Origin of the sequence: Microbacterium arabinogalactanolyticum (genome assembly GCF_030268005.1) — a bacterium.
Classification (GTDB): domain Bacteria; phylum Actinomycetota; class Actinomycetes; order Actinomycetales; family Microbacteriaceae; genus Microbacterium; species Microbacterium arabinogalactanolyticum.
Genome location: NZ_BRZC01000007.1, coordinates 1075197 through 1087555, shown reverse-complemented (window position 1 = coordinate 1087555; position 12359 = coordinate 1075197). Strand labels below are relative to the sequence as shown.

At 71.0% G+C, this 12359-nt stretch carries 13 protein-coding genes; 5 read left to right on the top strand and 8 right to left on the bottom strand.

The annotated features are described in order from the left end of the window. Window positions 1–35: 35 nt before the first annotated feature. The 4 genes from MIAR_RS16660 to MIAR_RS16645 all read right to left on the bottom strand — a co-directional run bounded on the left by MIAR_RS16660 (window position 36) and on the right by MIAR_RS16645 (window position 4025). Window positions 36–623, bottom strand: coding sequence for a nitroreductase family protein (locus MIAR_RS16660; RefSeq protein WP_285638196.1), 588 nt, complete (start codon window positions 621–623; stop codon window positions 36–38). Between the two features lie 141 nt (window positions 624–764). Then, window positions 765–1871, bottom strand: a complete 1107-nt coding sequence (locus MIAR_RS16655; RefSeq protein WP_285638195.1) for an ABC transporter permease — start codon at window positions 1869–1871, stop codon at window positions 765–767. Beyond that, the gene (locus tag MIAR_RS16650; RefSeq protein ID WP_285638194.1) at window positions 1868–2761 is read right to left on the bottom strand and encodes an ABC transporter ATP-binding protein; all 894 of its coding nucleotides are present in this window, start codon (window positions 2759–2761) and stop codon (window positions 1868–1870) included. The genes MIAR_RS16655 and MIAR_RS16650 overlap by 4 nt, the downstream gene beginning before the upstream one ends. Before the next feature lie 85 nt (window positions 2762–2846). Further along, a complete protein-coding gene (locus tag MIAR_RS16645; RefSeq protein ID WP_285638193.1) occupies window positions 2847–4025 on the bottom strand; it encodes a benzoate/H(+) symporter BenE family transporter in 1179 nt (392 codons plus the stop codon). A 132-nt stretch (window positions 4026–4157) separates the two neighbouring features. Between MIAR_RS16645 and MIAR_RS16640 the strand changes: the two genes are divergently transcribed. Further along, window positions 4158–4721, top strand: a complete 564-nt coding sequence (locus MIAR_RS16640) for an NADPH-dependent FMN reductase (protein WP_285638192.1) — start codon at window positions 4158–4160, stop codon at window positions 4719–4721. Window positions 4722–4797: 76 nt separating this feature from the next. Here MIAR_RS16640 and MIAR_RS16635 read toward each other — a convergent pair whose 3' ends face one another. From MIAR_RS16635 to MIAR_RS16625, 3 genes are read right to left on the bottom strand one after another with little or no spacing between them, the layout of a single operon-like run. Then, a complete protein-coding gene (locus tag MIAR_RS16635; protein WP_285638191.1) occupies window positions 4798–6654 on the bottom strand; it encodes an endonuclease/exonuclease/phosphatase family protein in 1857 nt (618 codons plus the stop codon). A 58-nt stretch (window positions 6655–6712) separates the two neighbouring features. Further along, window positions 6713–7426, bottom strand: coding sequence for a response regulator (locus tag MIAR_RS16630; RefSeq protein ID WP_285638189.1), 714 nt, complete (start codon window positions 7424–7426; stop codon window positions 6713–6715). Beyond that, entirely contained in the window at window positions 7423–8817 is a 1395-nt protein-coding gene (locus MIAR_RS16625) for a sensor histidine kinase (protein ID WP_344289590.1), read from the bottom strand. The genes MIAR_RS16630 and MIAR_RS16625 overlap by 4 nt, the downstream gene beginning before the upstream one ends. Between MIAR_RS16625 and MIAR_RS16620 the strand changes: the two genes are divergently transcribed. The 4 genes from MIAR_RS16620 to MIAR_RS16605 all read left to right on the top strand — a co-directional run bounded on the left by MIAR_RS16620 (window position 8807) and on the right by MIAR_RS16605 (window position 11924). Then, window positions 8807–10003: an MFS transporter gene (locus tag MIAR_RS16620; protein WP_285638187.1), complete on the top strand. Its 1197-nt coding sequence runs from the start codon at window positions 8807–8809 to the stop codon at window positions 10001–10003. The two genes, MIAR_RS16625 and MIAR_RS16620, sit on opposite strands and share 11 nt — an antisense overlap. A 94-nt stretch (window positions 10004–10097) precedes the next feature. Continuing rightward, window positions 10098–10538 (top strand): VOC family protein, encoded by a 441-nt coding sequence (locus MIAR_RS16615; protein ID WP_285638185.1) that lies wholly within the window; start codon window positions 10098–10100, stop codon window positions 10536–10538. Window position 10539: 1 nt separating this feature from the next. After that, window positions 10540–11220 carry a winged helix-turn-helix transcriptional regulator gene (locus MIAR_RS16610; RefSeq protein WP_285638183.1) on the top strand — a complete coding sequence of 227 codons (681 nt, stop codon included), beginning with the start codon at window positions 10540–10542 and terminating at the stop codon, window positions 11218–11220. A gap of 80 nt (window positions 11221–11300) precedes the next feature. Next, window positions 11301–11924: a dihydrofolate reductase family protein gene (locus MIAR_RS16605; RefSeq protein ID WP_285638181.1), complete on the top strand. Its 624-nt coding sequence runs from the start codon at window positions 11301–11303 to the stop codon at window positions 11922–11924. An 18-nt stretch (window positions 11925–11942) separates the two neighbouring features. Here the strand turns inward: MIAR_RS16605 and MIAR_RS16600 are convergent, their stop codons facing one another. After that, window positions 11943–12344, bottom strand: a complete 402-nt coding sequence (locus MIAR_RS16600) for a RidA family protein (RefSeq protein ID WP_285638180.1) — start codon at window positions 12342–12344, stop codon at window positions 11943–11945. Between the last annotated feature and the right edge of the window lie 15 nt (window positions 12345–12359).

Below are 12359 nucleotides of genomic sequence, written 5' to 3'. Positions count from 1 at the left end.
CGATCCTCCTGGTCTGGGGCGTGCCCGGCAGCGGGTCAGGCGCTGAGCAGCACCGTGTCGCCGATCGGGCGGCGCACGCGCGGGGCGGTCTCGCGCTGCGCGAGCACCTCGGGCAGCGCGTCGATGTCGCCGAGCTCGCCCAGGGCGAGGACGGTCATGGGCGCGAAGCGCTCTTCCAGGCCGGCGAGCTCGCGGATCTGCTCGGGCAGGAAGCCGCTCATCTGGTGCACGAGCAGGCCGTCGTGATGCGCCTGCACCGAGAGGTGCGCGATCGACTGGCCGAGGTCGTAGACGGCGTGGGTGATGGGGGTGCCGTCCTCGGTGGCCGTCTCGGCGACCGCCACGATCAGCACGGCCGCGTTGCCGGCCCAGGCCTGGTTGAAGCCCATCAGCGCGGCATGGATGCCCTCGTGCAGCGCCGTGCCACGACGGGCCACGATGAAGCGCCACGGCTGCGAGTTGTTCGCGCTGGGCGACCAGCGGGCGGCCTCGAGAGCCGAGGCGAGCTTGGCCTCGTCGATCGGGGCCTCGGTGTCGAACGCGCGGGGGCTCCAGCGGTCGGCCAGTACGTCGAGGACGGGGTGCTCGGTCTGGGCGGTGCGGTCGAGGACAGGAGTGCTCATCTGGATGAGGCCTTTCGGGTGGTGCGGATTCTGTCGGACCTCATCGTCCTGCTGCCACAACCACTCTATGCGCGTGCATATTCCCGACATGCCGACAGGCTCAGCGCCCCATTGGGGTGCTGAGCCTGTCGAAGCATCCGGTCAGCCGCGCAGCGCCTCGCCGAGCTTGACCCTGGCGCCCATCCGCAGCAGGGAGTTCTCGTAGATCTTCGCTCCCACCAGGATGGCGCCCACGCAGGCGGCCAGCAGCAGCACCAGGCTCAGCAGCGGCTCCCACCACTGCGCCTCGCCGACGAACAGCCGCACCGGCATCGCGACGGGGGCCGAGAACGGGATGTACGACAGGATCGTCATCACCAGCGGGTTGTCGTTGAAGACGATCACCAGGATGTACGGGGCCATCACGAGCATCATCAGCGGCATCGTGGTCGAGCCGATGTCCTCCTGCCGGGAGACCATCGCCGCGGCGCCCGAGTACAGCGACGCGAGCAGGATGAAGCCGAAGAGGAAGAAGACCGCGAACCACAGTACGGGTGCGCCGATGCCGGCGAGCACCTCGTTCTGCCCGGTGACGATCAGCCCGATCACCGCTATCGCCGCGAGCAGCACGATCTGCGCCATCGCGAGGATCGTGTTGCCGAGCACCTTGCCGGCGAGCAGCACGCGGGTCGGGATCGCCGAGATCAGCAGCTCGACGACTCGGGTCTGCTTCTCCTCCACGACGCTCTGGGCGATCGTCGCCCCGAACGTGGACGCCGCCATCAGGAACACGACCCCGAATCCGATCGCGACCAGGTAGCGCAGCAGGGAGTTCGTCGTGGCCGGTTCGAGGATCTCCACCTTCGGCGAGACGGACAACGACATGACGAGGCTGTTCGGGGTGTCCTTCTTGGCGAGGACGACGACGCCGGTCGGACCGTCTCCGGGGAGCACCGCAGCGGTGACCTCGTCATCGCGCACGAGCTTCTCGGCGGCCGCGCGGTCGGCGACCTCGGTCACCTTCACGTTCGGCAGAGCCTCCACGACCTTCGCGGTCTGAGAGGTCGCGGCGATCGTGTCGGGGGTCGGCGACTTGCTGGAGAACCCGCCGATCAGCACGCCGGCCAGGGCGACCAGCAGCAGGATTCCGGTCGAGATCAGGAAGGCCTTGCTGCGCAGCTTGGAGCCGATCTCGCGCTCGGCGACCAGCCAGACCAGGGACGAGGTGTTCTTGCTCGGCTGCGTCGCCGAGGGCGCCTGCGTGCTCATCGGATGACCTCCTTGAAGATCTGGGCGAGGGACGGATGCTGGGGTGCGAAGTTCGATACCTCGCCGCGGCCGACGGCCTCGCGCAGCACGCGCTGCGCAGTGTCGGGGGTGTCGACGTCGAACAGCGCCGATCCGCCCTCGAAGTCGATGACGGTGACGCCCGGCTCGCCGCGCAGCCAGCCCGCGTCTCCCGCGGAGTCGAGCTGGTAGCGCAGCGTGGAGTGCTGGGCGCGCAGCTGCTCGCGGGTTCCGGCGGCGCGGATCGTGCCCCCGGCGATGATGATCAGGTCGTCGCACAGTCGCTCGACGACATCGAGCTGGTGCGAGGAGAACAGGATGGAGGCGCCCTGCGCGGCCCGGCGCTGCAGCACGTCGGCGACCACGTCGACCGCGAGCGGGTCCAGGCCGGAGAACGGCTCGTCCAGGATGAGCACCTCGGGGTCGTGCACCAGCGCCGCGGCGATCTGCGCGCGCTGCTGGTTGCCCAGCGACAGCGACTCGATCAGGTCGTTCAGGCGCTCGCCGAGCCCGAGCTCCTGCAGCAGCGCGGTGGCGCGCACCGTGGCATCCGCCTTGCCGAAGCCGTGCAGGCGGGCGAGGTAGACCACCTGCTCGAGCACCTTCATCTTCGGGTACAGGCCGCGCTCCTCGGGCATGTACCCGAAGCGCCGGCGGTCGGCGGTCGTGACCGGCGCGCCGTCGAGGGTGACGGTGCCGCCGTCCGAGGCCAGCACGCCCAGGATGATGCGCATGGTGGTCGTCTTGCCGGCTCCGTTGCCGCCGACGAAGCCGGTGAGCCGGCCCGGCGCGACGTCGAAACGGATGTCATCGAGCACGGTCCGCGAGCCGTAGCTCTTGGAGATGCCCTCGAGGTGCAGTTCGCCTGTCATGCCTCCACGCTACGAACCGCGCCCGGTGGGAGCATCCCCCCTGCGGTGGATTGACGCCGTCATCCCCGCGGCGGAGCACGCGGCGTCAGCGTCGCCCGAGGTGCAGCACGCCGCGCACGACGAGCCCGGCGATCAGCGCCCAGAACGCCGCGCTGATGCCGAGGAGCGCGACGCCGGACGCGGCCACCAGGAACGTGATCACGGCGGGCATCCGCTCGCCCGGGTCGTCGATGGCCTGCTGCACGGCCGAGCCGAAGGCGCCGAACAGGGCGAGACCGGCCACCGCCGGGATGACCGCGGTGGGCGCGAGGAGCACGAGCGCCGCGAACACCGCCGACAACCCGCCGAGCACGAGGTAGGACACTCCGGTCGAGACGCCGGCGATCCACCGTCGTGCAGGGTCGGGCTCGGCATCCGGTGCCGCCGCCAGCGCGGCACTGATGGCGGCGAGATTGATGGCGTGACCTCCGGCGGGAGCACCCAGCGCCGAGCCGATCCCGGTGACGAGCATCGCGGGTCGCCACGGCACCTCGTAGCCGAAGCTGCGCATCACGGCGATGCCGGGTACGTTCTGCGAGGCCATGGTGACGATGAACAGCGGCAGGGCGATGCCCACGATCGATCCGACGGTGAAGGTCGGCGCGGTGAGGCGGAACGAGGGGAGCAGCACCGCCGGGTCCACCGCGGTGCCCGTGCGGGCGATGCCGATCACGACCACGACCGTGGCCGTGACGAAGGCGGCCGGAACCGCCCAGCGGGGTGCGAGACGGGCGAACAGCAGCCACGTGACCACCACCGGGACCACGCCCCACGGGTTCTCCACGATCCCCCTGATGGGCGCGACGCAGAGCGGCAGCAACACTCCCGCGAGCATGGCCTGCGCGATGGACGGCGGGATTGCGGCGATGAGCGTCCCGAGCCTCGGCACGAGCGCGGTCAACAGGATCAGCGCGGCGACCACGAGGAACGCCCCGACCGCGGCGCTCCAGCCGCCGTCTGCCGCGCTGCTCGTCGCGAGCAGGGCGGCGCCCGGCGTCGACCACGCCGCGGTGATCGGCATCCGGTACCGCCAGGCGAGCACGATGCAGGCCGCGCCCATGGTCAGGCTCAACGCGAGCAGGCCGCTCGCCGCCTGCGCCGGATTCGCGCCGACGGCGTCCAGGCCGGTGAGCACGACGGCGAACGAGCTCGTGAAGCCGACGAGGGCGGTCACGACGCCGGCGGTGACAGGACGCGACAGGGGTCGGCGGGTGGTGGCGGTCATCGGCTCCTCATCGGGCGGGATGATCCGAGGCTAGCGGCTGCTCTCAGAGGATTTTTATATGCGGCGGAATAGAGTCCACGTGCGACGGGTTGAACCCCGCCGTACCCCTGCATCTTTCGAGAAGGATCCCCAATGACCACCATCGGCTACATCGTCGGCAGCATCTCCAGCACCTCCATCAACCGCACTCTGGCCGAGGCCCTGGCGAAGCTCGCTCCCGAGGGCGTCGAGTTCCGTGAGATCGCGATCAAGGACCTTCCGTTCTACTCGCCCGACCTCGACGGCTCCTTCCCGCAGGTCGCCCTCGACTTCAAGCAGGCCATCGCCGATGTCGACGGCGTCCTCATCGTGACCCCCGAGTACAGCCGCTCGATCCCCGGCGTGCTGAAGAACGCCCTCGACTGGTCGGCCCGCCCCTACGGCCAGGCCTCCTTCGACGGCAAGCCCGTCGCCGTCATCGGCGCCTCGGGCGGCGGCATCGCCACCGCGGCCGCGCAGCAGCACCTGCGCGCCATCCTCGGCCACTACAACGCCGTGACCATGGGTCAGCCCGAGGGCTTCATCCAGCTCACCCCGGGTCTCATCGACGCCGACGGCAACGTCACGGTCGAGAGCACCAGGGAGTTCCTCGGCTTCTACCTGCAGTCGTTCCTGACGCTGATCGCCCGCGTCGAGGCCGCTCGCAAGCACGCCTGACCTCGCAGCAGCGCCGAAGGGCGCGACGATCGGATGCCCCGGCGCCTCACGGCCCGGGGCATCCGGCGTGTCGGGGCTACCTGAAGGTCGCGACGATCATCGGGTGGTCGGACAGCGGGGAGTCGACGACCTCGGCATTCTCCGCAGCCAGGCCGGAGGCGAGCAGGTGGTCGATCTCGGGCTGATCCGAGGCATCCGCGAATGCGTCCTGCGCACCGGATGCCAGCAGCGCACGCCACGCGTCCGAGCCGCGCGTCGTGTTCAGGTCGCCGCCCCCGATGACCGCGCCATCACCGGCTGCGAGAGCATCGGAGAACAGCTGCGCCTGGCGGACGGTCGCGTCCGTCTCATTCCCATCGGGCTGCAGGTGCGTCGCGAGGATGCGCACCGGACGGTCGTGCCAGGTCACCGTCGCCGCCGTGATCCCGGCTCCCGTCAGGGCGTCGAACATCGGGTACCGCGTCTTCGACACGTCGCTCAGCGGCAGGTCGGTGAGGATCGCGTCGCCCCAGATCTGATCGCCCGCGGGACCGAAGACCGCCTGCATGCCGAGCATCCGGGAGAGGATCGCCAGCTGATCCTGCCCGCCGTTGAGCAGCCAGCCGCGGTCCACCTCGCTGAGCAGCACGACGCGCGCACCGGAGGCGCGGATCTGCTCGGCCACGCCGATCGGATCGAACGTGCCGTTCTCGCCGTAACCCATCCGCAGGTTGTAGGCGGCGACCGTGAGCCCGTCGCCCGCCTCGGCGTTCGCGGGCACCGCGGGGATCGTGACGGCAGGGGCGATCGCCGCGAGTCCGGTCGCCACCACGGTCGCCACCGCGACTCCCGCGACCGCCCGGGCGCCGGAGTCGTCCATCCGCTGCTCGGATGCCCGGGTCTGCGCGTCTCCGACCGGACCGCCCGGGCGGTACGCCAGCACCCAGGCCGCCATCAGCACGCAGGTCGCGACCAGCACGGCATCCGCGCGATAGCCCAGGTCGTAGCCCGCGTAGTACGCGAAGAAGAGCGCGGTCCACAGCACGGCTCCGGCGCCGGCGGCGAGAGCCGTGCGACGGGCGGACCGCCCCGGCCCCGCGAACAGCAGCAGGCGGGATGCTGCGGCAGGCCCGACCGCGAACGCGATCAGCGCCCACGGGGTCAGGCCACCGGCCGCGGCCGCTGCCGTCGTCTCCGGCAGCAGCGACAGCGCCACCGATCCCGCGAAGAGCACCGCGGCGCCCCACGGCCGCCGACGGGGCGCCGGCAGCAGCGCCACCACGGCGGCGGCGCCCGCGCCGAGGACGACGACGGACGGCCCCCAGACCGCATCGATCGTCGACGCGCGCCCCACGTCACTCAGCGCCAGCAGCACGATCAGCAGCATCGGGAACAGCAGCACTCCGGTGCGGGCCGCGACGGGTGAGCAGTCCATGGGCAGCGGGCGCAGGGCGCCGCTCAGAGCAGCGCCGACCAGCACGGCCTGCACGATGAGCAGCGCGATGTCCCAGCCGTCGCTGCGCCAGACCGCGCCGAACCCGCCGAGCATCGCATGGGTGCCGGCGCTCGCGGCGACGCCGAGGAACACGCTCGGCACGAGTGCGCGACCCAGCGATCCGGCGCAGACGCACAGCGCCGTCACCGTCAGGATCACCCCCAGCGAGCTGCCGTACAGCTGCACGTCGCCGCCCGTGGTGTTCATGCGCAGCACGATCCGCACGGCGAACGCGGCGGCGACCAGCCACGCGGCCAGCCGTGGCCCGCTGTGCGGGAGGCAGGCGGCGACGATCAGCGGCACGGTCATCACCGCCAGGGCGAACAGGCCCATGATCTCGGGCGGCGTCTCCGCGGCCCGGCCGAAGAGGGTGATCAGCGAGGGCGTCCACAGGCGCCACAGATCCAGGAGCAGCCACGCGGCGACGATGCCGGTCAGGCTGAGCGAGAGCCTTCTCATGGCCCCGAGTCTGGCCCGCGACGCGTGCTCCGGTGCGACGGCGCGCGGAACCCTGCGGTCAGGCCAGCCCGTGCCGGTGCGCGAGCACGATCGCCTGCACCCGGTCGCGGGCGCCGAGCTTCTGCAGCACGCGGGAGACGTGCGTCTTCACGGTCGCCTCGCCGATGAACAGCGCGGCGGCGATCTCGGCGTTGCTGCGGGCATCCGCCATCAGCGCGAGCACCTCGCCCTCGCGCTCGGTGAGCGGCTCGGCCAGCACGGAGACCCTGTGCGCTCCCGTCGCACCTTCCGTCGCCTTTCCGGGTGCCGCGGCGACGGAATCTGCGACGGGAACCGTCGAGGAGGAGGACGCGGCCGCGAACCGGGCCAGCACGCGACGCGTGACCTCCGGCGCGAGGATGCCGTCGCCGGCGGCGAGTGCGCGGACCGCCGTGATGAGCTCCTCGGGGCCGGCGTTCTTCAGCAGGAACCCGCCGGCACCGGCGTCCAGCGCCTGGAACAGGTACTCGTCGCGGTCGAAGGTGGTCACGATCGCGACGGATGCGGTGACCGCCGGATCCGCGACGATGCGCCGGGTGGCCTCGATGCCGTCCATGTCGGGCATCTGCACGTCCATCGTGATCACGTCCGGCTGCAGGCGGGCTGCCTGGGTCACGGCATCCGCCCCCGTGCCGGCCTCGCCCACCACCTCGATGTCGGGCTGCGTGCCGAGGATGGTGCGGAAGCCCGCCCGCAGCATGGCGTGGTCGTCGACGAGCAGCACGCGGATCATCGGGTGGACTCCTTCGTCTTCGTGAGAGGCACGCTCGCCCTGACCCGGAACCCGCCCTGTGGGCGGGGCAGCAGCTCGATCGTGCCGCCGGAGGCCAGGGCCCGCTCGCGCATGCCCAGCTGGCCGAGGCCCGGCCGCAGCGCGCCGATCGCCCGGCCGGTGTTCACGACCTCGAGCTCCACGGCGTCCGGCTCGTACCGCACCCGCACGTCGGCCGTCGCTCCGACACCGGCATGACGGCGGGCGTTGGTGAGCGCCTCCTGCGCGATGCGGTACAGGTTCACGCCGACCGTGCTCGAGACGGGGACCGGCTCGCCGATCACCGCGTAGTCGGTGGGCAGCCCGGCATCGCGGGAGGACTGCACGAGCCGTTCGATGTCCTTCAGGCCGAAGGTCGAGGGTGCGTCGTCACCGAGGGCGTCGCCGGGAGCGCGCAGTGTCTCCAGGAGCTGCCGGAAGTCGTGGATCGCCTCCCGGGAGGCATCCTCGATGCCGGCCAGCATCCGCTTCGCCTCTGCCGGATCCTGCTCCGCTACCAACCGGGCCGCGCCCGCCTGCACGCCCATCACGGACACGTGATGCGCGACCACGTCGTGCAGTTCGCGGGCGATGCGCACCCGATCGAGCGCGACGGCCTGCGCGGCGGTGACCTCGCGCTCGGCCTCGAGCTCGCGCGTGCGTCCCTCGAGCGTGTGCCGCTGCGCCGCCGCCTGCCAGGAGCGCTCGCCGAAGTAGTAGGCGCCGCCGAAGTAGAGCACGTTCAGCAGCAGCTGGAGCATCATCATGGCGATGTAGGGCGAGAACAGTCCCGCGGCCATGTCGGCCTTGCCCGCCTCATTGATCGCATCCCGGTACATCACGAACAGCAGCCATATGAACATGCCGGCGATGATGCCGATGCGCACCAGCGTCGCCGCCTTGCGCGCGTTCATCCAGGCCCCGACTGTATACAGCGCGATGAACATCGAGATGTTGGTCACGTACATCTCCGGCACCCGCAGCGTCACCCCCACGAACATCGCCAGCGCCACGAACACGGCGACGACGGCAGGGTGGCGACGCCGCAGCGCGAGAGGAGCGGAGACGGCCAGCACCAGGACGAGCGCGGTCCACATCGGCGCCTGCGTCTTGCCGTAGAGACCGGCGACCGTGGAGAGCCCGGCGCTGATCACGCCGCCGACCAGCATGACGCCCGCGAGCAGCAGATCCTGGCGCAGGTCGCGCTCGGTCGGCGTGCGCGTGAAGGGGGAGTCCGGCATCCTCCCACCGTAGGCGGAGCACGGATGCCGCACATCCGTCGCGCGGGGGATGCCGGATCCCGCGCGGGATGCCGACGCCGGGTGCCCCTTGGCTGCGACATCCGGGATGCGAGAATCGAGCGTGACCGTCACGCGCCCGCGCCTCGCGCCCCTGTATCTCGCCGGCTTCACGACGGCTTTCGGCGCCCACGGCATCGCCGCGGCGCTCGGCGCGGAGACCGAGGACATCGGCTGGACCCTGCTGGCCTTCGGCTTCACGCTCGCGCTGTACGACCTCGCGGAGGTGCTGCTCAAGCCGGTGTTCGGAGCGCTCAGCGACCGCATCGGCGTGCGCCCGGTGATCGTGGCGGGACTGCTGGCGTTCGCCGCCTTCTCCGTGGTGGGCGCGCTCGTCCCCGGCACGGTCGGCCTGATCGTGGCCCGCTTCGGGCAGGGCGCCGCGGCATCCGCGTTCTCCCCGGCGTCGTCGGCCGCGGTCGCCCGGCTCACCGACGGCGCCTCTCGGGGCGCGTATTTCGGGAAGTACGGCTCCTGGAAGAGCCTCGGCTACGCGCTCGGCCCGCTGATCGGCGCGGTGCTCGTGGTGTGGGCGGGGCTGCCCGCGCTGTTCTGGGCGCTCGCGGCACTGGGCCTCGCTGCTGCCGCCTGGGTGCGGTTCGCCGTGCCCGCCGTGCCGGTGCTTCCGCGCAAGCGGGTCACTCTCGCGGATCTCGGCCGCGAGCTCACGGCGCCGGGGTTCCTGGTGCCCACGCTCGTGCTCGCCGCGACCACCGGCGCGCTCGCCGTGGCCGTCGGGTTCCTGCCGCTGCTCGCCAGGCAGGCCGGTTTCGGCACGATCGCCAGCATGGCGCTGGTCACGGTGCTCGCGATCGTGTCCAGCATCGTCCAGCCCCTGACCGGCGCCTGGCACGATCGCGGGCGGGTGTCCGTGCGGAGGGGTGCGATCGGCGGCCTGGCGCTCATCGCCGTGGGCATCGGCGTCGCGGGAGGGGTCGCGCTGGGGTCCGGAGCGATGCAGGCCGGCGGAGGGATGCTGCTGATCGTCGCACTGGTCATCACCGCGCTGCTGGTGGGTGCCGGCGTCGGCCTCGCCACGCCCGTGGCGTTCTCGCACCTCGCGGCCTCCACCCCGGAGGATCGGATGGGGCGCACGATGGGGTCTGCCGAACTCGGTCGTGAACTGGGCGATGCGGGCGGCCCTCTCGTCGCGGGGGCGGTGGGCACGGCATCCGTTCCCGGTGTCGGACTCATCGTGGTCGCCGCACTGACCGTCGGCGCGGGAGCGCTGGCACTGGTCGGGATGCGCCGTCGCGACTGACGCAACTTGCTATTGACAAGCAAGGTTGCTTTTTGCAAGTATCGAGGTCATCGGGGCCGGTGACTGCCGGTCCGTCATCGACAAGGGAGTCATCATGACCAAGATCTTCGTCAACCTGCCCACCTCCGACCTGGAGCGCGCGAAGGCGTTCTACACGGCGCTCGGCTGCGAGATCAACCCGCAGTTCACCGACGAGAACGCCGCCTGCGTGGTGTGGAGCGAGGACATCTACTTCATGGTGCTGACGCGCGAGTTCTTCGCGACCTTCACCGACAAGCCGATCGCCGACCCGCACCAGTCCCTGCAGGTCTCGTCGTCGTTCACCTGCGACTCGCGCGAGGAGGTCGACGCGATCATGGAGAAGGCCCTCGCGGCGGGCGGCACCGAGCCCAAGCCCGCGCAGGACTACGGCTTCATGTACTCGCGCGACATCGACGACCCGGACGGCAACTCGCTCGGCTTCCTCTACATGGTGCCCGAGGCGGCCGAGAAGGGCCCCGAGGCCTACATGGCGGAGCAGGGCGCCGCATCCTGACATGGCGGCGCGCAGCTACGGCCAGTACTGCGGAGTCACGACAGCCGTCGAGCTGATCGGGGAGCGGTGGGCGCTGCTCATCGTCCGCGATCTGCTCGTGGGGCCCCGCCGCTACACCGACCTGAAGCAGGGGCTGCCCCGCATCCCCACCAACATCCTCTCCACCCGGCTGAAGGAGCTGCAGGAGGGTGGCGTGGTCAGGCGCGTGCCGCTGCACAACTGCGGCCTGGTCTACGAGCTCACGGAATACGGACGGGCGCTCGAGCCGATCATGCTGGCGATCGGCCGCTGGGGCTTCCAGGCGATGGGGGACCCCGGCGAGGACGACGTCGTCACCCCCGACTCGCTCACGATGGCGCTGCGCACGTCGTTCCGTGAGGCGTCGGCTCGGGACCTCGACATCGAGCTGCATGTCGGCGACGTCGCCCTGCGTGTCACCGTGCGAGCGGGGGAGCTGGCCGTCGCGCAGCTCGCTCCTCCGGCGCCGCCGGTCGGCGGGCGGATGCCCGACTCGGATCCGGATGCCGTGCTGGTCGCCGGCCCCGGCATCCGGCACCTCATCGGCGGACGGGTCACGCCGGCGGAGGCACTCGCCCAGGATCTCGTGCACATCGCACGGGGCGATGCGAAGACGCTGGACTCCTTCGCGGAGACCTTTCGCATAGACCCGGTCGCGGCGTAGCGTCTGACCGGGCGCCATGCATGCCGGAGCCCGGTGAGACGGGCATCCTACGAATCGAACCACCGAATGAGGAGAGCATCATGACCGGACGCGTCATCATCGACCTGTTCACCACCCTCGACGGCGTCGCTCAGGCGCCGGGAGGCGCGGAGGAGGACACGAGAGACGGCTTCCCCTATGGCGGCTGGCAGGCCGGCTACCCGAGCGCGGCCGTCGGCGCGAGCGTGACCAAGGGCATGGAGACCCTCGACGCGCTCCTGCTCGGTCGCCGCACCTACGACATCTTCGCCGGCTACTGGCCGCAGCACACCACCGGGCCCGAGGGGTTCATCGGCCAGCTGTTCGATCGGGTCCCGAAGTACGTCGCCTCGCGGGACGCCGACATCCAGTTGGACTGGCAGGGCTCGACGCGGATCGGCGCGGATCTGGCGTCGGAGATCGCCGCGCTGCGCGAGAAGCATCAGGACGTGCACGTGATCGGCAGCGTCGACCTGGTGCAGACCCTGCTCGCCGAGCAGCTCCACGACGAGCTGCAGCTGTGGGTCTACCCGGTCGTGCTCGGCCAGGGCCGGAAGGTGTTCCCCGACGGCGCGGCGCCCTCGAACATGCGGCTGCTCAGCGCGGACTCCGGCGACGGCGGCACCCTGCTGCTGCGCTACGCGCCGGTGCCCGGTGAGGTGCGCACCGGCACGATGGGGTCGTGACCGGCGCGGGTCAGCGCGTCAGAGCACGGCCAGTGCGTCGATCTCGACGAGCATCTCCGGGTGAGGGAGGCCGACGAACACGGTGGTGCGGCAGGGCAGCAAGCCACTGGGCACGTACTTCTGGACGAACTCGCCGTAGGCCTCGTTCATCGCGGGAAACAGGTCCTGCGAGGTCAGGTACACGCGGAACATGATCACGTCCTCGACGGAGGCGTCGCCTGCCTCGAGGATCGCCCGGATGTTCTCAAGCGTGCGGATGGTCTGCGCGTGCACATCACCCTCGGCGATGTACCTGTTGGTGACGGGGTCCATCGGGCCCTGCCCGGAGACCTGCAGCATGTTGCCCTTGCGCAGGCCCTGGGAGAAGACGTGCGCGGGGGCCGGGGCCTCGTCGGTGCGGATGACGGTGGTGTCGGACATGTCTGCTCCTTGCGG